General features: G+C 51.5%; 27 protein-coding genes and 3 tRNA genes. All 30 read right to left on the bottom strand.

Going from position 1 to position 24,963, the window contains the following annotated elements; all coding sequences use genetic code 11:
* Window positions 1–214: 214 nt before the first annotated feature.
* Window positions 215–290: transfer RNA gene (locus tag PHR44_00965), tRNA-Asp, on the bottom strand.
* Between the two features lie 204 nt (window positions 291–494).
* Window positions 495–571: transfer RNA gene (locus tag PHR44_00960), tRNA-Val, on the bottom strand.
* An 8-nt stretch (window positions 572–579) separates the two neighbouring features.
* Window positions 580–1,323 (bottom strand): slipin family protein, encoded by a 744-nt coding sequence (locus PHR44_00955; GenBank protein ID MDD4909238.1) that lies wholly within the window; start codon window positions 1,321–1,323, stop codon window positions 580–582.
* Window positions 1,320–2,720 carry a F0F1 ATP synthase subunit beta gene (gene atpD / locus PHR44_00950; protein ID MDD4909237.1) on the bottom strand — a complete coding sequence of 467 codons (1,401 nt, stop codon included), beginning with the start codon at window positions 2,718–2,720 and terminating at the stop codon, window positions 1,320–1,322. Before atpD ends, PHR44_00955 begins: the two co-directional genes overlap by 4 nt.
* Window positions 2,701–3,579, bottom strand: coding sequence for an ATP synthase F1 subunit gamma (gene atpG, locus PHR44_00945; protein MDD4909236.1), 879 nt, complete (start codon window positions 3,577–3,579; stop codon window positions 2,701–2,703). Before atpG ends, atpD begins: the two co-directional genes overlap by 20 nt.
* A gap of 5 nt (window positions 3,580–3,584) precedes the next feature.
* On the bottom strand, window positions 3,585–5,090 hold the full coding sequence (gene atpA, locus PHR44_00940; GenBank protein MDD4909235.1) for a F0F1 ATP synthase subunit alpha: 1,506 nt from the start codon (window positions 5,088–5,090) through the stop codon (window positions 3,585–3,587).
* A gap of 1 nt (window position 5,091) precedes the next feature.
* Entirely contained in the window at window positions 5,092–5,628 is a 537-nt protein-coding gene (gene atpH, locus PHR44_00935) for an ATP synthase F1 subunit delta (protein ID MDD4909234.1), read from the bottom strand.
* A gap of 4 nt (window positions 5,629–5,632) precedes the next feature.
* The gene (gene atpF / locus PHR44_00930; protein ID MDD4909233.1) at window positions 5,633–6,124 is read right to left on the bottom strand and encodes a F0F1 ATP synthase subunit B; all 492 of its coding nucleotides are present in this window, start codon (window positions 6,122–6,124) and stop codon (window positions 5,633–5,635) included.
* The gene (atpE, locus tag PHR44_00925; protein MDD4909232.1) at window positions 6,121–6,378 is read right to left on the bottom strand and encodes an ATP synthase F0 subunit C; all 258 of its coding nucleotides are present in this window, start codon (window positions 6,376–6,378) and stop codon (window positions 6,121–6,123) included. Before atpE ends, atpF begins: the two co-directional genes overlap by 4 nt.
* Window positions 6,379–6,391: 13 nt before the next feature.
* Window positions 6,392–7,096: a F0F1 ATP synthase subunit A gene (atpB, locus tag PHR44_00920; protein MDD4909231.1), complete on the bottom strand. Its 705-nt coding sequence runs from the start codon at window positions 7,094–7,096 to the stop codon at window positions 6,392–6,394.
* Window positions 7,084–7,458, bottom strand: a complete 375-nt coding sequence (locus PHR44_00915) for an ATP synthase subunit I (protein ID MDD4909230.1) — start codon at window positions 7,456–7,458, stop codon at window positions 7,084–7,086. Before PHR44_00915 ends, atpB begins: the two co-directional genes overlap by 13 nt.
* 2 nt (window positions 7,459–7,460) lie before the next feature.
* Window positions 7,461–7,676 (bottom strand): AtpZ/AtpI family protein, encoded by a 216-nt coding sequence (locus tag PHR44_00910; protein MDD4909229.1) that lies wholly within the window; start codon window positions 7,674–7,676, stop codon window positions 7,461–7,463.
* Between the two features lie 45 nt (window positions 7,677–7,721).
* Window positions 7,722–7,985 (bottom strand): F0F1 ATP synthase subunit epsilon, encoded by a 264-nt coding sequence (locus PHR44_00905; GenBank protein MDD4909228.1) that lies wholly within the window; start codon window positions 7,983–7,985, stop codon window positions 7,722–7,724.
* Complete coding sequence (gene pyrF, locus PHR44_00900; GenBank protein ID MDD4909227.1) at window positions 7,982–8,668, bottom strand: orotidine-5'-phosphate decarboxylase; 687 nt, start codon at window positions 8,666–8,668, stop codon at window positions 7,982–7,984. The genes PHR44_00905 and pyrF overlap by 4 nt, the downstream gene beginning before the upstream one ends.
* A 2-nt stretch (window positions 8,669–8,670) precedes the next feature.
* Window positions 8,671–9,603: a dihydroorotate dehydrogenase gene (locus PHR44_00895; protein ID MDD4909226.1), complete on the bottom strand. Its 933-nt coding sequence runs from the start codon at window positions 9,601–9,603 to the stop codon at window positions 8,671–8,673.
* Between the two features lies 1 nt (window position 9,604).
* Window positions 9,605–9,964, bottom strand: coding sequence for a TSUP family transporter (locus tag PHR44_00890; GenBank protein ID MDD4909225.1), 360 nt, complete (start codon window positions 9,962–9,964; stop codon window positions 9,605–9,607).
* 14 nt (window positions 9,965–9,978) lie between these two features.
* The gene (locus tag PHR44_00885; GenBank protein MDD4909224.1) at window positions 9,979–10,767 is read right to left on the bottom strand and encodes a dihydroorotate dehydrogenase electron transfer subunit; all 789 of its coding nucleotides are present in this window, start codon (window positions 10,765–10,767) and stop codon (window positions 9,979–9,981) included.
* On the bottom strand, window positions 10,764–11,564 hold the full coding sequence (gene mutM, locus PHR44_00880) for a DNA-formamidopyrimidine glycosylase (GenBank protein ID MDD4909223.1): 801 nt from the start codon (window positions 11,562–11,564) through the stop codon (window positions 10,764–10,766). Before mutM ends, PHR44_00885 begins: the two co-directional genes overlap by 4 nt.
* A gap of 17 nt (window positions 11,565–11,581) precedes the next feature.
* On the bottom strand, window positions 11,582–14,827 hold the full coding sequence (carB, locus tag PHR44_00875; GenBank protein MDD4909222.1) for a carbamoyl-phosphate synthase large subunit: 3,246 nt from the start codon (window positions 14,825–14,827) through the stop codon (window positions 11,582–11,584).
* Window positions 14,805–15,917, bottom strand: coding sequence for a glutamine-hydrolyzing carbamoyl-phosphate synthase small subunit (gene carA / locus PHR44_00870; protein MDD4909221.1), 1,113 nt, complete (start codon window positions 15,915–15,917; stop codon window positions 14,805–14,807). The genes carB and carA overlap by 23 nt, the downstream gene beginning before the upstream one ends.
* Entirely contained in the window at window positions 15,914–16,366 is a 453-nt protein-coding gene (locus tag PHR44_00865; protein ID MDD4909220.1) for a TIGR00725 family protein, read from the bottom strand. The genes carA and PHR44_00865 overlap by 4 nt, the downstream gene beginning before the upstream one ends.
* A gap of 194 nt (window positions 16,367–16,560) precedes the next feature.
* A tRNA-Arg gene (locus tag PHR44_00860) sits at window positions 16,561–16,632 on the bottom strand.
* Window position 16,633: 1 nt separating this feature from the next.
* Window positions 16,634–16,909: a hypothetical protein gene (locus PHR44_00855; protein ID MDD4909219.1), complete on the bottom strand. Its 276-nt coding sequence runs from the start codon at window positions 16,907–16,909 to the stop codon at window positions 16,634–16,636.
* 18 nt (window positions 16,910–16,927) lie between these two features.
* Window positions 16,928–18,166 (bottom strand): endonuclease Q family protein, encoded by a 1,239-nt coding sequence (locus PHR44_00850; protein MDD4909218.1) that lies wholly within the window; start codon window positions 18,164–18,166, stop codon window positions 16,928–16,930.
* A complete protein-coding gene (locus PHR44_00845) occupies window positions 18,150–19,433 on the bottom strand; it encodes a dihydroorotase (protein ID MDD4909217.1) in 1,284 nt (427 codons plus the stop codon). Before PHR44_00845 ends, PHR44_00850 begins: the two co-directional genes overlap by 17 nt.
* On the bottom strand, window positions 19,414–20,373 hold the full coding sequence (locus PHR44_00840; GenBank protein ID MDD4909216.1) for an aspartate carbamoyltransferase catalytic subunit: 960 nt from the start codon (window positions 20,371–20,373) through the stop codon (window positions 19,414–19,416). The genes PHR44_00845 and PHR44_00840 overlap by 20 nt, the downstream gene beginning before the upstream one ends.
* Complete coding sequence (gene pyrR / locus PHR44_00835; GenBank protein ID MDD4909215.1) at window positions 20,366–20,908, bottom strand: bifunctional pyr operon transcriptional regulator/uracil phosphoribosyltransferase PyrR; 543 nt, start codon at window positions 20,906–20,908, stop codon at window positions 20,366–20,368. The genes PHR44_00840 and pyrR overlap by 8 nt, the downstream gene beginning before the upstream one ends.
* A gap of 175 nt (window positions 20,909–21,083) precedes the next feature.
* Window positions 21,084–22,238, bottom strand: a complete 1,155-nt coding sequence (locus PHR44_00830; protein MDD4909214.1) for a hypothetical protein — start codon at window positions 22,236–22,238, stop codon at window positions 21,084–21,086.
* Window positions 22,235–23,446, bottom strand: a complete 1,212-nt coding sequence (locus tag PHR44_00825; protein MDD4909213.1) for an O-antigen ligase family protein — start codon at window positions 23,444–23,446, stop codon at window positions 22,235–22,237. Before PHR44_00825 ends, PHR44_00830 begins: the two co-directional genes overlap by 4 nt.
* 68 nt (window positions 23,447–23,514) lie before the next feature.
* Window positions 23,515–24,912, bottom strand: a complete 1,398-nt coding sequence (locus tag PHR44_00820; protein MDD4909212.1) for a glycosyltransferase family 39 protein — start codon at window positions 24,910–24,912, stop codon at window positions 23,515–23,517.
* Window positions 24,913–24,963 lie beyond the last annotated feature (51 nt).

Genomic DNA, 24,963 nt, shown 5'->3' with positions numbered 1-24,963 from the left:
GCTCCCGCCGCGCGGACCCGCCAAGACATCTGGCGGGGAGCACGGCGGGATACAAAACGACGGCAGGCCCCCTCCCTTCGTAAGAAGGGCATCGCAACAAAAAAGCCGCAGGGGGATGCGGCGGATAAGGCACCAAAATACTGTATTTTGGTGCGGAGGTCCTAAAATACATTATTTTAGGACCCGTTCAAACTTCCATTAATGGAAGTTTGAACGGGGGCGACGGGATTTGAACCCGCGATCTTCAGATCGACAATCTGACGCGTTAAGCCAGGCTACGCTACGCCCCCCAAATTTTTACGAAGTAAAAATTTGATCCCGAGTCGCCGCTGTCTCCTATATGATGCGACGAGGGACAAAAATTCAGAGAAGTTATTATATCATACAAGCAACAAATGACAACCTGATTTTGGTCCCTCGCAACATGACTACTATCAATAGTTGCTCGGGACAACACTCAAAATTTCCAACATTTAAACAAGAGAAATTTTGAGTGGTGGGCGCTAGAGGACTTGAACCCCTGACCTGTTGAATGTAAGTCAACCGCTCTAACCAGCTGAGCTAAGCGCCCGGATCTATCTACTCCGCCTTTTTCCGGAGGGCCTCAAAGGCGCGCAGGACCTCCAGAGGTATGGCAAAGATGATCGTGTTGGACTGGTCTGAACTGACGTCATTGATGGTCTGAAGTGTGCGCAGGTGCAATGCCCCGTCAGCGGTAGCCAGCATCCTGGCCGCCTTGGACATATTCTCCGCGGCAGCTACCTCTCCTTCGGCCTTGATGATCACCGCCCTCTTTTCGCGCTCTGCCTCCGCCTGTTTGGCGATGACCCGCTTCATCTCTTCAGGCAGGACGATGTCTTTAAGCGAGACCTCTATGACTTTAATGCCCCAGGGGTCTGACGCCTTGTCAATGATCTGCTGTATCTTGTTGGATACCTCTTCTCTCCTGCTAAGCAGGTCGTCCAGCGTGACCTCGCCCACGATATTCCTCATTGTGGTCTGGGCCAGCTGAGACATAGCGTAGAAGTAATCCTCAACTTCAATGATCGCGTGCTCCGCGCTGGATACCTTGTAATAAACCACCGCGTTGATCTTGACCGAGATATTGTCCTTTGTCATCGCCTCCTGGTCAGGCACATCCACCGCCTTGACGCGCATATCAACCTTCCTGTAACTCTCAAATACCGGTATGACGATGCGCCAGCCCGGCTCCATGATCTTCACGAATCTGCCGAACCTGAATTTCAGGCCGCGCTCGTATTCAAGGACCTGCTTTATTGACGATATTATCAGGATAACTATAATGGGGATAAACGGGATCATTTGGCACCTCCTAATGTTTTGGCCTTCTCTCTGGCCTCTTCTATGCCGCCGCACATATAAAACGCCTGCTCCGGCATATCGTCTGCCTTGCCTTCCACGATTTGAGAGAAACTTTCAATGGTCTCTTCTAATTTCACGAATTTTCCCTTGAGCCCGGTGAATTCCTCGGCAACGAAGAACGGCTGAGAGAGGAACTTCTGGATCTTCCTGGCGCGCGACACAGTCCTCTTGTCCTCTTCAGTCAGCTCCTCAATCCCCAGTATCGCGATTATATCCTTAAGCTCCTTGTAACGCTGCAGGATCCTCTGCACTGAACGGGCAGTCTCGTAATGCCTGATACCTAATATACCCGCGCTTAGTACGCGGCTGGTTGATTCAAGCGGGTCAACCGCCGGATATATGCCTAACTCAACGATGTCGCGGGAAAGCACGGTTGTCGCGTCTAAATGCGCGAAGGTTGCCGCGACTGCCGGGTCTGTGAGGTCATCCGCGGGCACGTATACCGCCTGCACAGAGGTGATGGAACCGTCGCGGGTTGAGGTTATGCGCTCCTGAAGCGCTGCCAGGTCAGAGGCAAGCGTTGGCTGATAGCCCACGGCAGAAGGCATCCTGCCTAAAAGCGCGGAAACCTCGGAGCCGGCCTGGATAAACCTGAATATATTGTCAATGAAAAGCAGCACGTCCTTCTTTTCCTTATCGCGGAAATGCTCTGCCACGGTCAGGGCGGAAAGCCCCACCCTGAAACGCGCTCCCGGCGGCTCGTTCATCTGGCCGAAGATCAGACAGGCCTTTTCCAGCACCTTTGACTGCTGCATCTCCAGCCACAGGTCATTGCCTTCCCTTGTGCGCTCGCCCACCCCGCCGAAGATGCTAACGCCGCCGTACTCCACGGCGATGTTGCGTATTAATTCCATTATGATAACGGTCTTGCCCACGCCCGCGCCGCCGAAAAGCCCGATCTTCCCTCCCTTTGAATAAGGGGCGAGCAGGTCGACAACCTTGATGCCCGTCTGCAAAATCTCGGTCCTGGTCTCCTGGCTGCCTAATCCCGGCGCCTCCCTGTGTATAGGCTCACGCCGCGTATTGTCAGGCAGGGCGCCTTTGTTATCTATGGGCTCGCCCAAAAGGTTAAATACGCGGCCGAGCGTCTCCTTGCCGACCGGCATAGTGATGGGGCCGCCCGTATCTACAACGCTCATCCCGCGCTTTAAGCCGTCGGTCCTGTCCAGAGCTATGCATTTTACCACGTTATCGCCTATATGCTGGTAGGCCTCCATTTTTAAAGAACTGCCGTCGGACTCCACATAAAGCAGGTTATAAATCCCGGGGAGCTCATCCTTGTTGAACTCAACATTGACTATGGGCCCTATTACGGACCTAATTCTGCCCTTGCGCATTTACCACCTCTATCAGTTCCTGAGTAATGGACGCCTGCCTTGCCTTATGATAGTTAATATTCAATTTGCCGACCTCTTCGCTTACCGAATCCGACGCCTGCTTCATAGCGATCATCCTTGTGAGCTCTTCTGAGGCCCAGGATTGCAATAAGGCAAAATGCAGGTTGTTGACGATGTAATGGAAAAATAATTCCTCCAGCAGCTCCTCTGCTGCCGGTTCATATATGTAGTCCAGGGATGCCTTATTTTTCTCTTCGGTGTCAAGGTCAAAAGGCAGAAGCTTGAATACATATGCCCTGCCCGCTGACTTTGCCTTGAATTGATTATAAATAAGATACGCCTCTGTCAGCCCGGAATGGACGTAGTCGTAAAAGATACTCTGCGCCACTTCTTCCAGGCCGTTAAATATTTCGCTCTTGGGCTCATGAGAGGAGAGGGCGTTGACAAAATTCACCTTCTGCCTGCCCGCCCTGACAATACGAAGGAACTTTTTGCCGAAGGAGACCACCTCTATGTCTTTGGCTGCCCTGTCCTTCAACTCCCGCATCAGCCGCCAGAATTCGGAGATCACGGCGTTGTTAAAGCCGCCGCAAAGCCCCCTGTCCGAGGAGAACGCCACGATCTTAACAATGCCCGGGCCGCCTTTTTTCTTCGCGAGCAAAGGATGAGCGGTATAGTTGATGTTCCCGCTTATAACGCGCATCAAAGACACAAGGTGCTGAAAATAAAACTGGAGATTGGCAGCGTGCTTCTCAACGCGCTTAAGGCGCGTCAACGCCACCACCTCCATAGCGTCAACTATTTTGCCTATCTGTTCTATGGACTGGATCCTGTTCTTGATCTGGCGTATTCTGGACATGCGATCTATACAAAACCTTTCTTAAATTCTGAAACCGCTTTTTTAATCCCGTCCTTCAGCGCGCCTGATAATTCTTTTTTCTCTTTTATATCCTTAAGCAGCGCGGAGTATTTAGAGCGTAAGGCATCGAGCATCTCTGCCTCAAACCTGCGCACCTTTTCAACCTCTATATCGTCAAGCAGGCCCTCTATCGCGGAAAATACGACCGCCACCTGCTCCTCCACAGGATACGGCCTCTGCTCATCCTGTTTGAGTACCTCAACCAGCCGCCTGCCGCGCTCAATCTGCCTCTGGGTGGCAACGTCCAGTTCTGTGCCGAACTGCGCGAAGGTCTCCATCTCGCGGAACTGCGCCAGGTCAAGCCGCAGCATTCCCGCCACCTGCCGCATTGCCTTTATCTGCGCCTTGCCGCCCACGCGCGAAACGCTTAAGCCCACATTCACCGCCGGCCTGACCCCCTGATGGAACAGCCCGCTCTCAAGGTATATCTGCCCGTCGGTGATCGAGATCACGTTGGTGGGTATGTAGGTGGTGACGTCTCCTGCCTGGGTCTCAATTATGGGCAGCGCCGTAAGAGAGCCGCCGCCTAACTCGTCGTTTAATTTGCAGGCGCGCTCAAGCAGGCGCGAATGGGTGTAGAAGATGTCTCCGGGATAGGCCTCCCTGCCCGGAGGCCTTCTCAAAAGCAGCGACAACTCGCGGTAACAATTGGCGTGCTTGCTGAGGTCGTCGTAAACGACCAGGGCGTGCCTGCCGCTGTCGCGGAACTCCTCGGCAATGGCGCAGCCGGTGTAAGGCGCGATATACTGCAGAGGCGTAGGGTCTGACGCGGTGGCGGAAATAACAACGGTGTAGTCCATTGCCCCGCATTTCTGCAAGGTCTCAACTACGCGGGCAACGGTTGAACGCTTCTGGCCTATGGCAACATAGACGCAGAATACCCCTTTGCCCTTTTGATTTATGATCGTATCTATGATTATGGCGGTCTTGCCTGTCTGCCTGTCGCCGATGATCAGCTCGCGCTGTCCGCGGCCTATGGGTATCATCGTATCAATCGCCTTAATACCCGTCTCGAGCGGCTCCTTGACCGGCTGCCTCTGCACAACTCCCGGAGCTATAACATCAATAGGCCTGAGTTTGTTTGTATCCAGCTTGCCCTTGCCGTCTATTGGCTCGGCCAGGGCGTTAAGTATGCGGCCTAACAACTGGTCTCCCACGTTGACCTTGATGATCTCCCCCGTGAGCCGCACCTCATCGCCTTCTTTAATGCCGCTTGTCTCACCGAATATGCTGATGCCGGCTGTTTCCTCTTCCAGGTTCAATATCATTCCTTTTATACCTGAAGGGAATTCCACCAGCTCAGACATCATTGCCTGGCCCAATCCATAAACCTGGGCAATACCGTCTCCAACCTCTATGACCCTGCCCACGCGCGCGGTATCAACCCTGCCCTTAAAGTTCTCTATTTTGCCGCGGATAATTGAAGTTATTTCCTGCGGTTTGATCTCCATATCAACCTGCCATTATCGCTTCAAGACTATTCTTTACGGAAAAATCCATCAATTCATCCCCCACCTGGATCTTAAGCCCGCCTAATAATGCCGGCTCCACCTTGACCGCCACATCAACTTCTTTTTTAAGGCGCCTGCTTAATGCCTGCGCCAGTTTTTCCTTCTGAGAGGGCTTCAATTCCTCTGCCGCTGTCACGAATACCTTAAGGCGCCTGCGCGACTGGTCAAACATATCCCTGTATCTCAAAAATATGCCGTGGATCATGTTCAGCCGGTTTCCCCGCGCGAGCACGCAAAGAAAGCTCTTCATAACCTCGGGAAAACGCGCCTTCGCGCATATGGACTCAAGGACATCCTCCTTTTCCCGGCGGCCTATGATCAGCGAGGAAAATACGCTGTGAAGCTGCAACTGTTCGTTTTTCAGCAAAGCAACCAGCCATTCCAGCTCCTCAAGCACATCTTCGCTGCATTTGGCGTGCTCCGAAGCCAGGAACAGCGCCTTGGCGTAACGTTCGTGCAGTATCTCCCATCCGTCCATAAAATTAATCCGCCCTCTCTGATGCCAGAATATTTTTTATGCCTTCCTCAATAAGCCGCTGGTGGTCTTTGGCGTCTATCTCTCTGCTGAGTATTTTTCCGGCTATAGCTACGGAAAACTCGGCTATTCTCTGCTCAAGTTTCTCCTGCGCGGCGTTAAACTGCCTGTTTATCTCCTCGCCCGCCTGCTTGAGCAGCCGCCCTGCTTCCTGCCGCGCCTCCTGTTCTATCTGCATCTTCAGGTTTTCCGCATGCAGCTGGGTATCGCGCTTAAGTTTCATGATCTGTTCCTGCGCGTCCTTTAAGTTCTTCTCCGAAAGCAGGACATTCTTACGCGCCTCTTCAGCCGCCTTATTCGCCGAATCTATGCCGCGGTTGACCTCATCCTGCCGCTTGCTCATAACTCCGAGTATGGGCCGGTAAAGAAGACGGCTGAGCAGCGCCATCAGGATGAGGAAGCTGATGATTTCTAATATTAAGGTAAGATTAAGGTTCATGTAACCACAAAAATCAGCAGTATGGAGATGACCAGCGAATATATGCCGGTGGTCTCTGCTACAGCGTCTGCCAGAAGCATAGTACGGATAATCGGGCCCTGCAGCTCCGGCTGCCTGGCCAGCGCCTCGCATGCCCTGCCTCCTACATAGCCCTCTCCTACTCCCGGGCCGATAGCGCCTATGCCCATGCACAGCCCGGCGCCCAGAAGCGCCGCCGCCCTGATAATTACATTTCCGTCAATAGGTACCGCCATATCAACCTCCTGTTTATTCCTGTTGTAATACGCCTATATAGGCAATGGCCAGCATGGCAAATACGAACGCCTGGATGCCGCCGATAAAAATCCCGAAAAACGCGCTGAGCGCCGGCTGGCTTAAGATCACAAGCGGCGCGCCGAAAAACTTAGGCAGGCGCATTAATAAAAGCGGTATCAAGGCAATGACCACCCCTCCCGCGAACATATTCCCGAACAACCTGAATGAATGCGAAAGCGTCTTGCTGAACTCCGAGATCACGTTAGATGGGAACAAGAACCAGAACGGCTCAAAGTACGCCTTGATATACCTTTTCAACCCCTTCTTCCTTATGGCCGAGACGTGCGCTACGATCAATACGAGAAGGGCTATCGCCAGGGTCGCATTCAAATCCCGCGTCGGGCTCTTCAGCCGCGGTATTACCGATGCCCAGTTGGCGATCAGCACAAAGAGAAATATGCTGAGTGTGAAACTGAGGTATCTTCTGCCTCCCTCTCCCAGGGAATCATCAAGTATGCCCTGGAACCACTCAATAAGCGCCTCGGCAAGGAGCTGCCTTTTGTTCGGCCGGACAGAGGCGCCTATACTTAACAAACAGGCCAGGGCCAATAATATGACGATTACCGCTACCGTCATCAGCAGGGTATCGGGATTGACCGCGACGCCCCTGCCGAAGATGGTTAATGTCAGCGTCTTCAAGCTGGCTATGTCCTGCACTGAATACCTTTCTTAGAAAATGACTCACAATATACGGCAAACCGGACGCTGAACAGGCCTATTGCCGCGCCTATAAAGGCGGCAAGATCGCTTTTTGCCGCGGCAAAAAGCGCAAGGGCCATAAGCAGGTATCTGCCGGTGTATCCGAAAACAAAATAAACGGGCATTATTTTATTCTGCGCGATCTTCTCGGCCTTTTTCGCCAGCATATTAAAATTGAATATGCTTACCAGCGAACCCAGCATAAGGCCCGCGCCCAGATAATACCTCTTCAGCAATAGCGCGATCACGGCAAACAGGGCAGCCGTAAAAAACGCCTTTTTTGAGATCCTTGCCTTCAGCTCATTCAGGTCTTCACGCATTGTTAAACCATTTTATCCTTCTGGATCAGGCGCCAGGCGCTAAGGAATGCCGCGATCAGCCCGAAGAACAGGAACACTACGGTAAATATGCCGCGCGTGTTAAAAAATCTGTCAATGCGGCTGCCGATCCATATGCCGATACCGATAGAGAAAAAGATCACCAGCCCCAGCTCCGTTAACAGCGCCAGGCCCCTCAAGGCCACCCCCTGCCAGATCATTATATGCAATAAGCCGCCGGCTGTCAATCATTCGGCGTATCGCGCTTATTCAAGCGCCGCCGGCCTTGTGCGCACGAACACCGATACCTTGTTATCGTGCGCCTCCACAAACCCCCGCTCTATGGCGAATGACTGCCCGCCGCCTGCCGCCTCCACTTTGATCTGGCCGCTCTTCAGCAAGGCAAGTAGCGGGGCGTGCCGGGCGAGTATGGTGAACCGGCCGCTCTTCCCGGGAAGGGTGACCGAACCCGCCCTTCCCTCAAAGAGTTTTTTTACCGGAGAACTGATAAGCAGGTCAAATTCGCTCATTTATTCAAGGCATCAATGATCAACCCCGCTTCTTTCCGCGGGTCTTTGGCCTTTATCACCGGCCTGCCCACAACAATGAAATCGGCGCCCTGTTTTTTCGCCTCTTCGGGAGTGGCGCGGCGCTTCTGGTCGTCGGAAGGCGCGCCTTCAAGCCGTATGCCCGGGCAAAGCACCACAAAATCCCTTCCCAGCCGCCTTTTGATCGCGCCTGCCTCATTGACCGAGGCGACGACCCCGTCTAATCCCGATCTTTTTGCCAGGCCGCTCAGGGCCAACACGCTGTTGAGAGTGGTTTTTTGGCTTGTGAGGACCGTAACCCCCAGAATAATCGGCGCGGCGCTCCTCCGCGCCTTTGCCTCCTGGCGCGCCGCCTCAACCGCCGCCTTAAGCATCTCTTCTCCGCCTGAAATATGCGCGTTGAACATATCCGCCCTGAGCCGCGCCGCCTGCCTGGCCGCGTTCGCTGCCGTATTGGGGATGTCGTGAAATTTCAGGTCAAGGAATACCTTCGCGCCTTTCGCCTTCAGAAACCTGATAATCTCCGGGCCGCAGGCGGTGAATAACTGACTGCCTACTTTAAACCATCTTACCCGCGGATAAAGCGCGTTGGCTATCTTTTTGGCGGCGGCAAGAGTATCCACGTCCAAAGCCACCACCAGTTTTGGCTTATTCTTTCCAGCCATATCTATACCCTGAGGCCTCCGATCAATTTCTTAATGCCGCTTAATTTATGTTTTCGCGTATAATCCTCCAACCCGCGGACGATTTCGCATGCGGTATTGGGATCAACAAAATTGACGGTGCCCACGCAGACAGCGCTGGCGCCGGCGATGATAAACTCCAGGGCGTCCTCGGCATTCATAATTCCGCCCATGCCGATCACGGGGATATCCACCGCTTTATATACATCATAGACCATCTTTAAGGCAATGGGCTTTATCGCCGGGCCGCTTAAGCCGCCGATAACATTGCCTAACCTGGACATTCGCGTATCTATATCAATGCTCATCCCATAAAAGGTATTTACCAAACTCACGGCATCAGCTCCGGCGCTTTGAGCTGCCCGGGCGATCTCTTTAATGTCGGTAACGTTGGGGCTCAACTTGGCGATCAAGGTCTTGCCGGTAGACCCGCGCGCGGCCTTCACAAACCTGTGTGTTACGGCAGCATCCTGGGCAACCAACTTGACACCTTGACGCTTTGACACCTTGACACCTTTTATATTCGGGCAGGAAAGATTCAATTCAATCGCGTCTATGGCTGTCTTATCCAGCCGGCTGCTGATAGCCGCGATCTCACCCGGTCCCTCTGCCGCGATACTGGCAATGACGCGGGTATTCAACCCAGCTAAATACGGCAATTTGTCTTCTATGAAGTTATCCAGCCCCTCGTTCTGCAGGCCGATGGAATTAAGCATGCCCGACGGCGTCTCTGCTACGCGCGGCGGCGGATTACCCGGGCGCGGCTTTAAAGTTATTGTCTTGGAAACTATCGCTCCGATACAGCTTAAGTCGATCAGGTCCTGGAATTCCCTGGCATATCCGAATGTGCCGGATGCCGCCATGACCGGATTTTTTAATTTAAGCTTTCCTATATTAACTGATAGTTTTGAAGGCATATTATTTTGTAAAAATCATCCTCAGGGAAAGGAATAAAAGAAATAAACCGAAAAGCCGCTTTAACATCGGTTCGGAAATATTCTGCGCCATATGCGCGCCTAACCAGCCGCCGGCAAAGAACCCCACACAGATAAAGGCGGCCATGGCCAGCTTAACGTTGCCGCTCTGATAATAACGCCAGGCAGCCAAAAGCCCTATGGGCGGCACCATCAACGCCAGAGTAGTTCCCTGCGCCTGATGCTGGGTCAGGCCGAGAATAAACACCATAGCCGGGATCAGGATAGTCCCTCCGCCTATGCCAAAGATACCACTGGCTATGCCGGCGACTAAACCTAATAATATATATGACAGTTGTTCCATTACCCCTCCTGTTCCTACATTATATCTCTCGCGTCAAACACAGGGCCGTCATGGCAGACGCGTTTATATCCGTATCTTGTTTCGATCACGCACCCCATACACGCGCCCAGGCCGCAGCCCATAAACTGCTCCATAGAAACCTGGGCTGGAATATTGTGTTTTCTGGAAATATCGCCGATTATTTTCAACATCGGTAATGGGCCGCAGGCATAGATGGACGCGGATTCCCGTAAAATATAATGTCGTAATAAATCCGTTACTTTGCCTTTGAACCCCGCGCTGCCGTCGTCAGTAGCCACCCTTACTTCACAGCCCAGTTTTTTAAAATCGTTCACGCAAATCAAGTGGCTCTTGCTTTTGGCGCCTATCAAAACTACGATTTTTCCTTTTTCCTTTTTCCTTTTTCCTTCCGTTAATTTTTCCGCAAGAAAAATTAGCGGCGCGACCCCCATGCCGCCGGCAACCAGTATCGCCGCCTCCGAAACGGAGCTTGTGTCAAATCCGTTTCCTAACGGCCCGATGATGTCCAATTTTACGCCCGGCCTCTTTTCAGACAATAACTCTGTGCCCCTGCCTGCTATTTCATAGGCGATCTCAATGCTGCCGGCCTGAGGACGCGCCCTGTGCACGCTGAAAGGCCTGCGCAAAAGGACCTGCGCTGATTGAGAGGTCCTCACGTGGACAAACTGACCCGGCTTAGCGCGCTTTGCGATCGTGGGCGCGCGCAGGATCAATTTACAGCGCGAAGGCGCGATATTAAAATGCCTGATTATCTCTGCCTGTTCCTGATAATGACTTTTCATTTCTGACACTTCGGGCAAAAATATGTGCCCCTTCCAGCCAATGCTATGCGCTTTATATGCGTCTTGCACTTAAGACAGGGCTTACCTTCCCTGCCGTAAACCTTATGGTGCGCGGCATAACTGCCCCTTCCGCCAGTAAGCTGAACATACTGGTCAACAGACGAGCCGCCGCAATGTATGGCTTCATTTAACGTATCTTTGATCTCCTTGAATAATGACCCCTTTTCTTTATCCGACAGCGACGAGGCAGGCCTTAAAGGGCTTATGCCCGCCCTGAAAAGCGCTTCAGCGGCGTAAAGGTTGCCTACCCCGGCAAGGAACTTCTGGTCCATAAGCAGGGGCTTTATCTTTGTGGGCTTCTTCGCCAGCATCGCCTTGAATTCCGCCGGCCCTATGTCAAACGGCTCAGGCCCAAGCTCCTTTATATAGGCAAGTTGTTTCCAGTCGTCAATGATACGCAATTCCCCTAAAATGCGCCTGTCGTTAAAATCAAGCGATGTCCCGTCTGAAAACAGGAATATCACCCTGCTTGCCTTGCCGCCTCCGGGATACACCAGCTGCCCGGTCATCCTTAAATGCACGACCAGGGACTTGCCGGAAGACAGCTCAAAGATCAGCGCCTTTGACTTCCTGATGATGTTTTTTATGGTTACCGCCTTCAAGGCCTGTATGAACTTTTCCGCGGACGGCTGCTTTATGACCTTCGCGTTACGCACGCGGACGCCTTTTATCTTTTTGCCCTTAACGGCCCTGTCTAACTGCCGCCTTATCGTTTCAACCTCTGGTAATTCCGGCATAAACCCGCTCCGAGTTTTTACTTTTTAATTTTTACTTTCTTATGATACTGCTGCAGCGACTTGACTTCAAGCGACTTCTTTTTTATTGCCTCTATGCCGTTCACTGAAGCGCCTGCCGCGGGGATCGTAGTTATGTAGGGAATGCCCTGCATGATCACCTCGGAACGAATCTTGACCTCGTCATTGCGCGGTATCCTGCCGGACGGCGTGTTGATCACAAGGTTTATCTTTTTGTCTTTCAGCAGGTCCAGAACGTTGGGCCTGCCCTCGGAAATCTTCTGTATGCCCTCCGCCTCTATGCCGGCCTCCTTCAGCGCCTTTGCCGTGCCTGAAGAGGCGATGACCTTAAATCCGGCCTTAACAAGCTTCTTTGCTATCGGTATTATCGCCTGTTTATCCCTGTCTTTTACCGAGATAAACACGTTCCCCTTAACCGGAAGATGCTGGCCCGCGGCGATCTGCGACTTGACATAGGCGCGCCCGAGGTCCTTGTCTATGCCCATGACCTCGCCGGTTGACCTCATCTCGGGCCCCAGCATGACGTCAACCCCGGGGAATCTATTGAAGGGGAATACCGACTCTTTTACAGAATAATAATCCGGGATCTTTTCTTTTGTGAACCCCAGCTCCTTCAGTTTTGCCCCTGCCATTACCTTTGCCGCAAGTTTTGCCAGAGGCACGCCTATGGCTTTTGAGACAAAAGGCACGGTCCTTGAGGCGCGCGGGTTTACCTCCAGAACATAAACGACCCCGTCTTTGACCGCGTACTGCACGTTCATCAGCCCCACGACATTAAGTTCCCGCGCCATCGCGTAAGTGGCCTGCTTTATCTCGTTGATCGTCTTCCGCGGCAGAGAATGCGGGGGCAGGACCATTGCCGCGTCCCCTGAATGCACGCCCGCCTCCTCTATATGTTCAAGCACGCCTCCAACGACAAAGGTTTCACCGTCGGCCACCATATCCACGTCAACCTCTATCGCCTCTTCTAAAAATTTATCGATCAGTATAGGGTGCTCCGACGATACTAAGCTCGCCTCTTTTATATAGTTCTTAAGCAGCCGCTCCTCATACACTATCTCCATTGCCCTGCCGCCTAAAACATACGAAGGCCTGACTAAAACAGGGTAGCCGATCTTCCTGGCAACTGCCTGCGCCTCTTCAAAGGTAAAGGCGGTGCCGTTCTGCGGCTGTCTTAGTTTCAGCTTATGCAGCAGGTTTTTGAATTTTTCTCTGTCCTCGGCAATATCAATGGACTCGGGGGAGGTGCCGATAATGTTGACCCCCGCCTTCATCAGGGGGATTGTCAGGTTAAGCGGGGTCTGCCCGCCGAACTGCACTATCACACCGCCGGGCCTTTCCCTGTCGATAATATTGAGCACGTCCTCCTTTGTCATGGGTTCAAAATACAATTTATCGGAGGTATCGTAATCCGTTGAGACCGTCTCGGGATTGCAATTTACCATTATCGTCTCAAAACCCATCTCTTTCAGGGCGAAAGAGGCGTGCACGCAGCAATAGTCAAACTCTATGCCCTGGCCTATGCGGTTAGGTCCGCCGCCGAGTATCACTATCTTTTTTTTCTTGTTGGGCCGTGATTCGTCCTCGGATTCATAAGACGAATAGAAGTAGGGCGTGTAGGCCTCAAATTCCGCGGCGCAGGTATCAACAAGCTTGTAAACCGCGCCTATGCCCGCGGCCTTTCTGGCGCTCCTTATCTTATCCTCCGTTGAGCCGGAGAGCATGGCCAGCTGCCTGTCGCTGAAACCCAGCTGCTTGGCTTGCTTCAGGCAAGGCGCGTCTATACTGCCGGCGCCGGCATTGGCCCTTATATCTCCTTCAGTCGCCACGATCTCCTGAATATTCTTTAAGAACCAGGGGTCTATAAAGGTCAGGCAGTTTATCTCCTCTATGCCCATGCCCAGCCGCATCGCGTCCGCGATATAGAATACGCGCTCGGCGGAAGGCACGCGCAGTTTTTCCCTGAGAAACTCCTTCAGATGATTACCGTTCTTGAAGTCGCCCTTGTTTATCAAAGGCACAAGCCCGGACCTTCCTGTTTCCAGAGAGCGCAGCCCCTTCTGCAGCGCCTCTTTGAATGTCCTGCCTATTGCCATTGCCTCGCCCACCGACTTCATTGAAGTAGTAAGCGCCTGTTTTGCCCGGGGGAACTTCTCAAAGGTAAAGCGCGGCACCTTCACCACGCAGTAATCAATAGCGGGCTCAAAGGAAGCGGGGGTCTCTTGTGTTATGTCGTTAGGTATTTCATCCAGCGTGTATCCCACGGCAAGCTTCGCGGCGATCTTGGCTATGGGAAATCCCGTCGCCTTTGAGGCGAGCGCGGATGAACGCGAGACCCTGGGATTGATCTCTATGATGACCATCCTGCCGGTTTTTGGGCAGACGGCAAACTGGATGTTGCAGCCGCCGGTATCCACTCCTATCTGGCGTATGGCGCGTATTGAGGCGTCGCGCATCAGTTGATATTCTTTATCGGTCAGGGTCTGGGCAGGCGCCACGGTTATGGAATCCCCGGTATGGATCCCCATGGGGTCAAAATTTTCTATGGAGCAGACGATCACTACGTTGTCCTTGGCGTCGCGCATCACCTCAAGTTCGTACTCTTTCCATCCTACCACCGACTCTTCAATGAGGATCTCGGAGATCATGCTGTAATCAAGCCCTCTCCGGGCGATCTCCACAAATTCGTCGTTGTTGTAAGCCACGCCGCCGCCTGTGCCCGCGAGCGTAAAACTGGGACGTATCACAACGGGCAGGCCTATTCTCTTAGCTACCTTCAAGGCGTCTTTAATATTGTAAGCCCTGTCTGACCTGGGCAGGTCCAGGCCGATCTTGGCCATCGTCTTCTTGAACAGCTCCCTGTCCTCCGCCTTTTCTATCGCCTTTCTGCTGGCGCCGATCATCCTGACTTTGTATTTATCCAGAATGCCCTGCTTGGCAAGCTGCACAGACACATTCAGCGCGGTCTGGCCTCCGATCGTGGGCAGCAGCGCGTCCGGCCTTTCTTTGGCGATTATCTTTTCCACCATCTCAACAGTTATGGGTTCTATGTAGGTGGCGTCGGCAAACTGCGGATCGGTCATAATGGTCGCCGGATTGGAATTGACCAGGACTACCTTGTAACCCTCCTCCTTCAGCGCCTTGCAGGCCTGGGTGCCGGAATAATCAAACTCGCAGGCCTGGCCGATTATGATAGGGCCTGAGCCGATTATGAGGATCTTCTTAATATCTTTTCTTTTTGGCATATTTTTTCATTAGATCAATGAACTCATTGAACAGATAGCTGGAATCATGCGGCCCGGGCGATGCCTCGGGATGATACTGCACTGAAAACAGGGGCATCTTTGTATGGCGCAGGCCCTCGGATGTCTTGTCATATAAATTAATGTGCGTCGGCTTTACCGACCTGTCCGGCATAGAGTCCATATCCACGCAAAAACCGTGGTTCTGCGCGGTTATCTCTACCTTTCTTGTCTCAAGGTTCATCACCGGATGGTTGGCGCCGTGATGGCCGAACTTCAGTTTGTATGTACGCGCGCCCAGGGCAAGGGCTAAAAGCTGATGCCCCAGGCAGATCCCGAAAATAGGAAGTTTGCCGAATAGTTTCCTTATTTCTCTCACCGTATACAAGACCGCGGCAGGGTCTGCGGGGCCGTTAGAAAGAAAAAGCCCGTCCGGCTTAAGCCCAAGTATCTCTTCGGCCTTCGCGCGGGCGCTGACAACCTTTATAGAACAACCGAGCCCGGACAATATCCTCAAGATATTACGCTTTATGCCGTAGTCCATTGCCACCACTTTGAGCGCCCTGGCCTTACTGCCGTAAGGGATATCCCAATCATAATCTTTTCCGCAGGTCACATCTTTCACCAGGTCAAGCCCGACTAACGAGGGCACGGCCCGGGCCTTATTTATGAGGCGCTTTTTGTCCGGCTCCAGCGTTGAGATCACCCCCCTCATCGCTCCCTGCAGCCGTATATGGCGGGTGAGACAGCGCGTATCAACCGCCTGTATGCCGACGATATTGTGCTTCTTCAAATACTCATCCAGCCCCGTCTTGGCGCGCCAGTTTGAATACAGCGCGCTCGCCTCCTTCACCACAAACCCCTGAGCCCATATCCTGCATGACTCCACGTCTTCATCATTGACCCCGTAGTTGCCTATCAAAGGATAGGTCATCGTGACTATCTGCCCGGCATATGAAGGATCGGTCAGTATCTCCTGATAGCCGCTCATTGAAGTATTGAACACCACCTCTCCCCCTGCCTCTCCCGCGGCTCCCAGGGCCTGCCCTTCCAGGAAAAAACCATCTTCTAACGCCAATACGGCCTTATTCATTTCGTCAACTCTCTGACCTTTGCTACTGCTTGCTCAACGCTGTCAACCTTGATAACGCCCGGTATGTCCCACGTATCTATGCCTATAACCGGTTTCTTATACTGAAGGCCATAGGCGATCTCTGAGAGGGTGCCGTATTCACCCGGCAAGGCGATGAGAATATCCGCTGCCTTAACCACAAGCACGTTGCGCACAAGGCCCATTCCCGTAGGAATGATTATATCGCAGTATTTATTCGCCCCTGCCTTGTCCTCACAGGGGATTATACCTATTGTCTGTCCGCCGCCTTCTTTAAAACCCTTGCAAACTGCCTCCATGACCCCTGAAAGCCCGCCGCAAACGATATTATCTACCACTTCAGCCAGTTTTTTGCCTAAATTATGGGCTAATTGCTCCACTTTAGCCTCATTTTTATGCGACCCTATAACCCCCACCACCACTTTGGCCATATCACCCTTTCTCCAATCTTAGTTCTGTATTGAAATGCCCCTGACAGGAGTCGACCGTCGTCGCTTCGCTCCTCCCCAAAGGGGCTCTGCCCCTATGGCGCTCCCCCGACGTATCGTCGGGGTCGCTGTTACCCCGAAAGCGCGGGGGAACTTTTCCCCCGCACCCCCTTAGGTTCGCCTCCTGCGATATTCAGTGCCCCTGACAGGAGTCGAACCTGTACAACCAGCTCCGGAGGCTGGTGCGCTATCCATTGCGCAACAGGGGCATTAAGACCCGCCTTCTAAAACTATATCGTATTTTTCAATGGAGGGGATTAAATTAAAACCCACCCCGATTATCATCTGCTCAAAGCTCTTGGTGGTCTTACTTCTAAAATTGCGTATTTTTATGATCCCTGAACCGATGGGGTAAGTTTTATTAAATAAGACGATCTTGAATACTGCCAGGGCGAAGTTTCTGCTGGATTCGTTCCTTATCTGGCCGGTAACGATCGTCCATTCCTCGCCTCTCCTGAACCCGACATTATAAGTAGGAAATAACATAATGCGCTCTCCGCGCGCCTAAAATAAACTTAACTGCTCTTCCGGCTTTCGCGGCTTATCGTCGCCGAAGATGGATATTATGCCGTATTCGCCGTCAAAGCCCGGTTTGATATCAACCTCTCCCCGCCTTACCCTTAAGACAGCGTCTGCCAGGCGCCTTTCCAGGTTATTCACCAGGCTGTCTTCGCCGGCGCGCAGGGTTATCTCAAACTCGCTGCCGAATTTCGCGATAGCGCTGCGGTATTCCCTTTCAACGGCTAAAGCGCTCTTGCCCAACCCCTTCACTTCAGCGATTATTTCATCAAGGGGTATGAGATTTTTGAAGGGTATGGCGTTATCAGGGCGCGCGCCCGCGGGCCTGTCTGCCAGCTGGTCAACGCGATTCATCACCCCTACCGTAAGGTACTTGCCGCACTTGGGGCACTTGCCTCTATGCTCCTTGGTTTCTTCGGGAGAAAATCTTATGCCGCAGTTTCTATGCCCGTCAAAATGGTATTTGCCTTCTTCGGGGAAAAATTCTATTGTGGATAGAAACCTGTTTTTATCCTTTGTCCTCAACGTATCTCTTATGGCCTTATAATCTAATTCACAGTCAAAGATATTGGCTTCTCTGCCGATCTTCTGCGGAGAATGTGAATCCGAATTGGAGATCAAGGCATATTTGTCCAGGGCGGAGAGCCGCCAGTTCATCGCGGGGTCGCTGGAAAGCCCGGTTTCAAGCGCGAATATCTTCGGCGTCTGCCGCTCAAAACAATCCTCTATCCTGTCAAAGCCCGACATTGAGCCGAACAACGAGAACCAGGGGGTCCAGATATGCCCGGGCACGACCATACAGTTTTCGTCAATGTCAAATATGATGCGCGCCACCTCCGCGGCGTCCATGCCCAGTATCGGCCTGCCGTCCGAAGCAAGGTTGCCGTAACGAGCCAGCATAGCGTTGATCTGTTCCACGCTTTTAAACGAAGGCGCCAACACTACATTATGTATGCGGTAGCCCTTGCCTCTCTTGGAGTATATGCTGCTTATCTCCGCGCTAAGAATAAACCGCACGCCGTTTTTGTGCGCATAAAGCCCACTGCCTTCATCTTCAAGGTTTGCCTTTAATTCCTCGCACCAAAGATGGTGCGTAAAATCTCCGGTGCCCATCAGGGCGATGCCTTTAAGTTTAGCCCACTCCGCGATATTGGCCACGTCCATATTGCGGCTGGTAGCGCGCGAATATTTTGAATGAATGTGAAAATCAGCTATGAATTCCATAAGCCACCTTACCTGAGCAGATCGTATATTCTACCGCGCCTTTCAGTTCTCTGCCTAAAAACGCGCAGTTTTTGGACTTTGAAACCAGTCCCTCGCGCCTGACTATCCATGCCTTGTCCGGGTCAACTATAACGATATCCGCGTCCCTGCCTATGCTTAACGTACCTTTATCTATACCCAAAATCCTCGCTGGATTAAGCGCCATCTTCTCTACGAGGCCGGGCCAATCCAATATTCCCTGATCCAACAGCTCAGTAATAGCCGCCGCCAATTCTGTCTCCAGGCCGATCACGCCGAACTCCGCGCGCTCAAACTCGATCTCTTTCTCATTCTCCGTATGCGGCGCGTGGTCCGAGGCGATCGCGTCAATGGTACCGTCTCTTAAGCCCTCCCTGATTGCCGATACATCCTCTTTAGAGCGCAGGGGCGGGTTCATCTTAAAATTAGCGTCGAATCCCAGGACCGCTTCTTCCGTCAGGGAAAAGTGATGAGGCGTGACATCGCAGGTTACTTTCGCGCCATTCTTTTTGGCGCGCCTGATCATCTCTACTGACTCGCGGCAGCTTATATGCGCGATATGAACGGCTGAACCCGCTTTCGCGGCCAGATCAATATCCCTCTCTACGCGTTTATACTCCGATTCCCGCGATATCCCTTTTAAGCCCATGCGCGTGGAAATGATCCCTGAATTTACGCAGCCGTGATTGGAAAGTTTTTTATCTTCGCAGTGGCAGATCGCCAACATGCCGTTTGCCTTTGCCTTCTTAAGGGCTTCGAGCATCAATTTATCGGGATCCAGGGAAGAGCCGTCATCGGTTATGGCTGCTATGCCGAGTTTTTTTAATTCCGCGATGTCAGTCAGTTCTTTTCCCTCTCGCCCCTTTGTAATTGCCGCGGCGATAAAGACGTTGGCTGAGGCGGTGCTTTTTATTATCTCTTTCAAGAATGAAACATTTTCCGCGGAGTCAATACTTGGTGTCGTATTCGGCATAGCCAGAACGCTGGTCACTCCGCCTTTTAAGGCGGCCTTCGTCCCGCTTGCCACGGTCTCCTTATCTTCCCTGCCCGGCTCTCTTAAGTGCACATGCATATCCACAAGCCCGGGTAAAACGATCTTTCCCGCGGCGTCAATGACCTTCGCGGAATTCGCCCTGATATTCTCCGCCACCCCGGCGATCCTTCCGTTCTCCGCCAAAACATCGCGGACGGCATCAACCTTATTTGCCGGGTCAACCACCCGCCCGTTCTTAATCAGCAGCTTTCCCATTGATCGCCTCGTTGGCCTGCGCTACCAGGAACAGGGCCGCCATCCTTACCGCTATGCCGTTGGTCACCTGTTCCAATATCACGGAATTTGCTCCGTCGGCGACTTCGCTGGACATCTCAATGCCGCGGTTGATCGGCCCGGGATGCATAACGACAATGTCCTTCTTCGCCTTTTCTAAACGTTCCCGCGTGATCCCAAAACTCTTAAAGTATTCCAGCTGCCGGGGGAACGCCAGCGAATCATCCCGCTCAAATTGCATGCGCAAGACATTCACCGCGTCGGCGCCCTTTAATGCCGCGCCTATATCGTGAGTAACGCTTACCCCCGTTTGTTCTATCGCGGGCGGTATAAGCATGGGAGGGGCGCAGACGGTTACCTTTGCCCCTAATTTAGTCAAGCCCCAGATGTTTGAACGCGCCACGCGCGAATGCGCGATGTCGCCTACAATACTTACCTTTAACCCCGCGATCTTGCCCAGTTTTTCCTTCAGGGTAAAAATATCTAAAAGCGCCTGCGTGGGATGTTCATGCCAGCCGTCACCGGCATTAACCACGCTCGCCTTAAGGTGCCGCGCCAGCATAATGCCCGCGCCGGAATAATTATGCCGCACCACGACAATATCTACTTTCAGGGCCTCAATATTTCTGCCCGTATCGATCAGGGTCTCTCCCTTGCGCACGCTGGAGGTCTCGGTGGCGATATTGATCACGTCGGCGGATAATCTTTTGGCCGCTACCTCGAAAGATACGCGGGTGCGCGTAGACGGCTCATAAAATAGATTTACCACCGTCTTCCCGCGCAGGGCGGGGACCTTCTTTATCTCCCTGGTGGATACCTCTTTAAATGACTCCGCGGTAGAAAGGATCAATTCTATTTCCTGCCTGCTTAGATCCTCTAACCCCAACAGGTCTTTCCTTGTCCATGCTGCTGTCTCAGCCATCCGTCTCCACGATTACGACTTCGTCTTTGCCGTCCGCTTCCTCCAAACGCACCTCCACGGTCTCATTCTTAGAGGTAGGTATGTTTTTGCCGACATAATCCGCCCTGATAGGCAGCTCCCTGTGCCCGCGGTCAACCAACACCGCCAACTGCATTGATCTGGGCCGGCCAAAATCCATCAACGCGTCCAGGGCGGCGCGGATTGTCCTGCCGGTATACAAAACATCGTCAACTAAAACCAGATTTTTATCTGTGATGTCAAAATCAATTTCTGTCTTATGCACTACCGGCTGCTGATTTACCAGGGTCAAGTCATCACGGTATAAGGTGATATCCAATATCCCCGCCGGGACCTGAATATTATCGATCTTTTGAATACAGGCGGCAATGCGCGCGGCAAGATATACACCGCGGTTCCTTATGCCTACAAGGCACAGGCCCTGCGCGCCTTTATTCTTTTCAACGATCTCGTGGGCGATCCGAATGATCGCGCGCTGGATCGCCGCGCCATCCATAATAAGCGCTTTTTGTTTCATCAATTACCCCCTATAAACAAATAAACCACCCATTGTTATGGGTGGTCGTATAGTAATCTCGCTTATGCACACTATCATCTTGTCTCCCTTGCCGGCCTCTCAAGGGCCGGGCTTAAAGGTTATTTTAATATAACACAAAAAATATTATTGTCAAGCAATTAATTGTCCTGATATGTCAGTCGTTATCCAGGAATAATGAACTAAGATTATCTGCCATTAAAGCATAGCCATTTTCATTTGGATGGTGCCTGGCAAATTTATCTTCCCAATCTGACGAATCAGGCAGTTGTTGCTCAAACAGCCTGTCCTGATCTACGAGAACCGCATCTTCTTCATCGGCTACTTTGCGTATAATATTATTAACGGTATCAAATGAAGCGTGATTTGAGGGATATGTGAGAAAAACGAGTTTTATATTCCAATCGCGGCATAATTTAGCAATCAACCTCAGGTCTCTCTCTGCCACATTCCAAGCTATACTCAATATTTTATCTTTCATACGTTCCCCTGTAAGATTCTTAATAAGCTCTGGCTCCCACAGGTCTCTTGACCGAAGGAATTTCTCTGTCGGCTTATGTTGATTGCCGAAGGTAAGTTTTATAGTGTGATAAAATTGATTGTAATCCCCTGCTATAATATACTGTCCGGCCAAAGATTCCCTTACCTCATCCATCGAATGATCGCTTGAACCAAGTTCTTCTTCTATTTTTGCTATCATGCTCCACCCCTGCTGACTATTCTCATCCTTGGCGGACCCTATATATTTATTATAATTATATAAAGACGCCAGTCTTGCTAAACGTCTCAAACCAATCTTAGCCAAAAGATTTCCTAAATCTTTTTCCTGTAAGAACAGTGGTTCATGGCCATAGGCTTTGTAAGCAAAAGAACTCACCCTGTCAACTGCCTCAGAGTTCCATCCATTATTTGCGCCGGTTAAAACAAACACCCACTCAAAATCCCTGCGGGATGCCTCATTAATAAACTGCAAAACTGCCTGGGAAGAGTTTGAACTAGACCAACAGGCCTTCCGGTATGAATAATCTCCCTGGAAAGCCCCTGCCTTGAGCCCCTCAATAAACTGCTCTGGAAACCCTCTGCCGATAGGCGCCTCACCGCCTTCTACCCATGAGTCGCCGATAAAAAGAAATTTATACTTTTTATTTTCTGCCCCTTTTACATATTGTCTGTGCAGTAAAGCCTTCTTATAGACCCAGCTATTAAAAGCCAGCAATTTATCCAATAATACAATCGCAAGACACCAAGCAATAATACTAAATAGTATATACAGACTTATGCGTTTAAGGCGCTTTGATTTAGCTGGTATCATAATTGCCTCTGCAGGGTGGGGTTTAAGAATATGCCGGCCAGCATCCAGAACATTACCAGCGGAGTACCCCAATAGAAGGAATCATAGCTCAAATGGAATAAAAACATCCCGGCTAAACTCAGCGATACGGCGACCTGCATTGCGCCTGCGGCGTATCTCTCTGCCCTGCGCAACACCCCGGCTATCCTCTTGAGCAGCACAGCAACAAAGAGCATAAAAGGAATGAACGCCGCCAGCCCCATCTCCGCTAAGATTGCCATATAGTTATTATCCGGCACCTTGACTAAATCCGGCGTCTGCCGCTTAAGGCCAGAATAATCCATGAAGTCACGCCTGTAATGGTCCAAGCCGATACCAAAAACCGGGTAGCGCAGGATAATCTGCGAAGCGACAAAATAAGAGTTGGCCCTGTGCCCTAGCGTAGAGTTTAGGCGCCCCGGGTCGGTTATATCTCTCTTTATATAACCTAAAGAGTAACCGATAAAAAACATCAGTACTAATAACACCACAATTAAAGCGGCCCTGGCTCTTCTTAATATTTTTAAAACAAACAGAAAAACGAGCATTGCCGTAACCAACCATGCCATTTTGCTGAAGGTCAATAAAATAGCCGTAAGATTAAGCAACAACGAGAGTATTAATATAACTTTCGCCGTCCTGCTGTGGGCGTCTGGCGCAAACAGGTATGATAATGGCGCTGCCGCCGTCAAATATACACCCACAATCGTAGGGTGATAAAGCGTGGCAAATACCTTGGGAGAATATAATGCCCGTCCGTAATACGGGCTTTTTATCAATCCTTCATAAAGAAAATTCCTGCCCATGATAAACTCCACTATGCAATATACGGATATTACGCTGGCCAATATGTAGATAATCCGTAGTGTATTTTTACGCTTATCATACGGCAAATGTTTGAATATAAAATATGTAGGTACGATTGGCAGGAGCGAATAATTGAAACGGCGCAGAGCCAATAGATTGTCTTCCGCCAGAAATACTCCGCAAAAGGCAAAAAATACAAAGAGCAATACCAGGGCATCGGTTTTATCGCAATGCTCCCGTCTGTGAATTAAAAGGGATAATATAAAAGCGGAGATAAGCGCGCAATTTATAAAGGCCGCCCCCGAGACCAGGACCGGCTGCGGTAATAAAGATACTGAGAAGATCAATAAAACAGCTGTCAACCAGATAAGTTTACCGGTCATCCGGCCCTCCCGGAAAACGGCGCCTTAACAAGCGCCTCCTCTGTTCCGTAACGTCCGGCACAACGCGTTTACCTCTTGGGAATCCTGTGAATATACACTTTCTTGTCGTCAACCTTAAAACCTCTTAACGGTACAGCGCCTATTTGATCAAACATGCCGCAGAGCTTCCGGTTGTGCCCCCCGTTCTTCGGGGAACAGAAAACGATGTCGGCTTCGGCGTAATTCATTCCGGCCCTGACAACATCCAGTGGCCTAGCGACATAGCCGAGGCAGGGATATGATAAAGCCAACGACTGCGGCCACACCGCCAGCACAACCTCATCGGCTAAGCTATGCTCTATGAAATCCGCCGCCTGCTTTTCGGCATAAACCAGGTCCAGATAATTCAGGTGCGCCCCTATCCTTTCTCCGCCTGAAACGCCCGCGTCACCATACCAGTTTGTTACAAAAAGTATGATCTGCAGCCCGGAGATTATCGGCAGGCATGCGGAGGAGGCGCGACCTATCCTTGAGATTACGGCACAGCATAATATAAAGAATCCGGGGTATAAAAACAGCATATACCAGGCGACCGTACTGCGTATAGCCGCAAAGAATGCTATATACACGAGGATAAAAATAGAAATGGGTGCCAGATACCGCCTGCCGGAGGTTGGCCTCCCCTTCGTATAGACCAGACCGCCCCCAATGAGCAGGGCCGCGCTCATAAACCATTTATAATCGTCTATGAACAACTCTTTACTGCGCTGTAGAAACCGCTGTATGTCGTCGGCCGGGGACATGTCAACATAATATAAATGCAGCGGGGGTATGAAACTGCCGAAACGAATTTTAAACATAATCATCCACGCCAGATAGCATAAAATCGGAGATAGCGCAACCAAAAACATTCTTGCCCTCCCGCCGGGCCGGTGTCTACCCGCCAGATACGCTGCGGACAGCACAATCATCGGAATGGCCGTTGCCTTTGTCAGTACGGCACAGGAGGCAAAAAGTACATATTGAAATACCCGCTCTTTTAACGCATAGTAGATTGACATAATCATAAAGGCGGCAAGGAATACATCCCTCGTAAACATCGCCGACTGCGTAAAAAACAGGGGTGAGGCCAGCAATAAAACAGCGGAATATAGGCCCGCTCTTTTATCGCCTATCAGACAACCCAGCTTATAGGTGAAGATAAGCGTCAAGGATGAGAATGCCAGCGATACGACATGCCCCACCCAGGTGGCATAATTAAGAATGCGCAGGAATAATTCGGTGATTAAGCAGGGCAGCGCCGGGTGCATATAGTCGGCCCCCTTTATTCCGTGCGCCTGCACAAGCGGAGCCATCGCATCCCAATAATAGGGAACGCCCAACAACGGAAGATTCAAGAGAATAAGCGGCGCTAGCAAGACGGCTGCCGCCAACCCGTCCTCTATCGCTTTATGACCATCCAAACGAAAATTGAAACCCCCGGCCATCACTTTATATCCTGTTCACAACAGGAAATATATCCCGCGATCTTCATCCTG

The organism is Candidatus Omnitrophota bacterium (assembly GCA_028707125.1).
In the GTDB taxonomy this organism is placed as follows: domain Bacteria; phylum Omnitrophota; class Gorgyraeia; order Gygaellales; family JAQTUX01; genus JAQTUX01.
Note: the sequence above shows the minus strand (reverse complement) of the source record. Positions and strands in the feature narration are given on the sequence as shown.

What these genes read in the sequence shown, in the direction of transcription:
- PHR44_00955 (MDD4909238.1), bottom strand. Translation starts at nt 1,323, where the DNA reads ATGATCCCGTTTATCCCCATTATAGTTATCCTGATAATATCGTCAATA.
- atpD (MDD4909237.1), bottom strand. Translation starts at nt 2,720, where the DNA reads ATGCGCAAGGGCAGAATTAGGTCCGTAATAGGGCCCATAGTCAATGTT.
- atpG (MDD4909236.1), bottom strand. Translation starts at nt 3,579, where the DNA reads ATGTCCAGAATACGCCAGATCAAGAACAGGATCCAGTCCATAGAACAG.
- atpA (MDD4909235.1), bottom strand. Translation starts at nt 5,090, where the DNA reads ATGGAGATCAAACCGCAGGAAATAACTTCAATTATCCGCGGCAAAATA.
- atpH (MDD4909234.1), bottom strand. Translation starts at nt 5,628, where the DNA reads ATGGACGGATGGGAGATACTGCACGAACGTTACGCCAAGGCGCTGTTC.
- atpF (MDD4909233.1), bottom strand. Translation starts at nt 6,124, where the DNA reads ATGAACCTTAATCTTACCTTAATATTAGAAATCATCAGCTTCCTCATC.
- atpE (MDD4909232.1), bottom strand. Translation starts at nt 6,378, where the DNA reads ATGGCGGTACCTATTGACGGAAATGTAATTATCAGGGCGGCGGCGCTT.
- PHR44_00915 (MDD4909230.1), bottom strand. Translation starts at nt 7,458, where the DNA reads ATGCGTGAAGACCTGAATGAGCTGAAGGCAAGGATCTCAAAAAAGGCG.
- PHR44_00910 (MDD4909229.1), bottom strand. Translation starts at nt 7,676, where the DNA reads ATGATCTGGCAGGGGGTGGCCTTGAGGGGCCTGGCGCTGTTAACGGAG.
- PHR44_00905 (MDD4909228.1), bottom strand. Translation starts at nt 7,985, where the DNA reads ATGAGCGAATTTGACCTGCTTATCAGTTCTCCGGTAAAAAAACTCTTT.
- pyrF (MDD4909227.1), bottom strand. Translation starts at nt 8,668, where the DNA reads ATGGCTGGAAAGAATAAGCCAAAACTGGTGGTGGCTTTGGACGTGGAT.
- PHR44_00895 (MDD4909226.1), bottom strand. Translation starts at nt 9,603, where the DNA reads ATGCCTTCAAAACTATCAGTTAATATAGGAAAGCTTAAATTAAAAAAT.
- PHR44_00890 (MDD4909225.1), bottom strand. Translation starts at nt 9,964, where the DNA reads ATGGAACAACTGTCATATATATTATTAGGTTTAGTCGCCGGCATAGCC.
- PHR44_00885 (MDD4909224.1), bottom strand. Translation starts at nt 10,767, where the DNA reads ATGAAAAGTCATTATCAGGAACAGGCAGAGATAATCAGGCATTTTAAT.
- mutM (MDD4909223.1), bottom strand. Translation starts at nt 11,564, where the DNA reads ATGCCGGAATTACCAGAGGTTGAAACGATAAGGCGGCAGTTAGACAGG.
- carB (MDD4909222.1), bottom strand. Translation starts at nt 14,827, where the DNA reads ATGCCAAAAAGAAAAGATATTAAGAAGATCCTCATAATCGGCTCAGGC.
- carA (MDD4909221.1), bottom strand. Translation starts at nt 15,917, where the DNA reads ATGAATAAGGCCGTATTGGCGTTAGAAGATGGTTTTTTCCTGGAAGGG.
- PHR44_00865 (MDD4909220.1), bottom strand. Translation starts at nt 16,366, where the DNA reads ATGGCCAAAGTGGTGGTGGGGGTTATAGGGTCGCATAAAAATGAGGCT.
- PHR44_00855 (MDD4909219.1), bottom strand. Translation starts at nt 16,909, where the DNA reads ATGTTATTTCCTACTTATAATGTCGGGTTCAGGAGAGGCGAGGAATGG.
- PHR44_00850 (MDD4909218.1), bottom strand. Translation starts at nt 18,166, where the DNA reads ATGGAATTCATAGCTGATTTTCACATTCATTCAAAATATTCGCGCGCT.
- PHR44_00845 (MDD4909217.1), bottom strand. Translation starts at nt 19,433, where the DNA reads ATGGGAAAGCTGCTGATTAAGAACGGGCGGGTGGTTGACCCGGCAAAT.
- PHR44_00840 (MDD4909216.1), bottom strand. Translation starts at nt 20,373, where the DNA reads ATGGCTGAGACAGCAGCATGGACAAGGAAAGACCTGTTGGGGTTAGAG.
- pyrR (MDD4909215.1), bottom strand. Translation starts at nt 20,908, where the DNA reads ATGAAACAAAAAGCGCTTATTATGGATGGCGCGGCGATCCAGCGCGCG.
- PHR44_00830 (MDD4909214.1), bottom strand. Translation starts at nt 22,238, where the DNA reads ATGATACCAGCTAAATCAAAGCGCCTTAAACGCATAAGTCTGTATATA.
- PHR44_00825 (MDD4909213.1), bottom strand. Translation starts at nt 23,446, where the DNA reads ATGACCGGTAAACTTATCTGGTTGACAGCTGTTTTATTGATCTTCTCA.
- PHR44_00820 (MDD4909212.1), bottom strand. Translation starts at nt 24,912, where the DNA reads ATGGCCGGGGGTTTCAATTTTCGTTTGGATGGTCATAAAGCGATAGAG.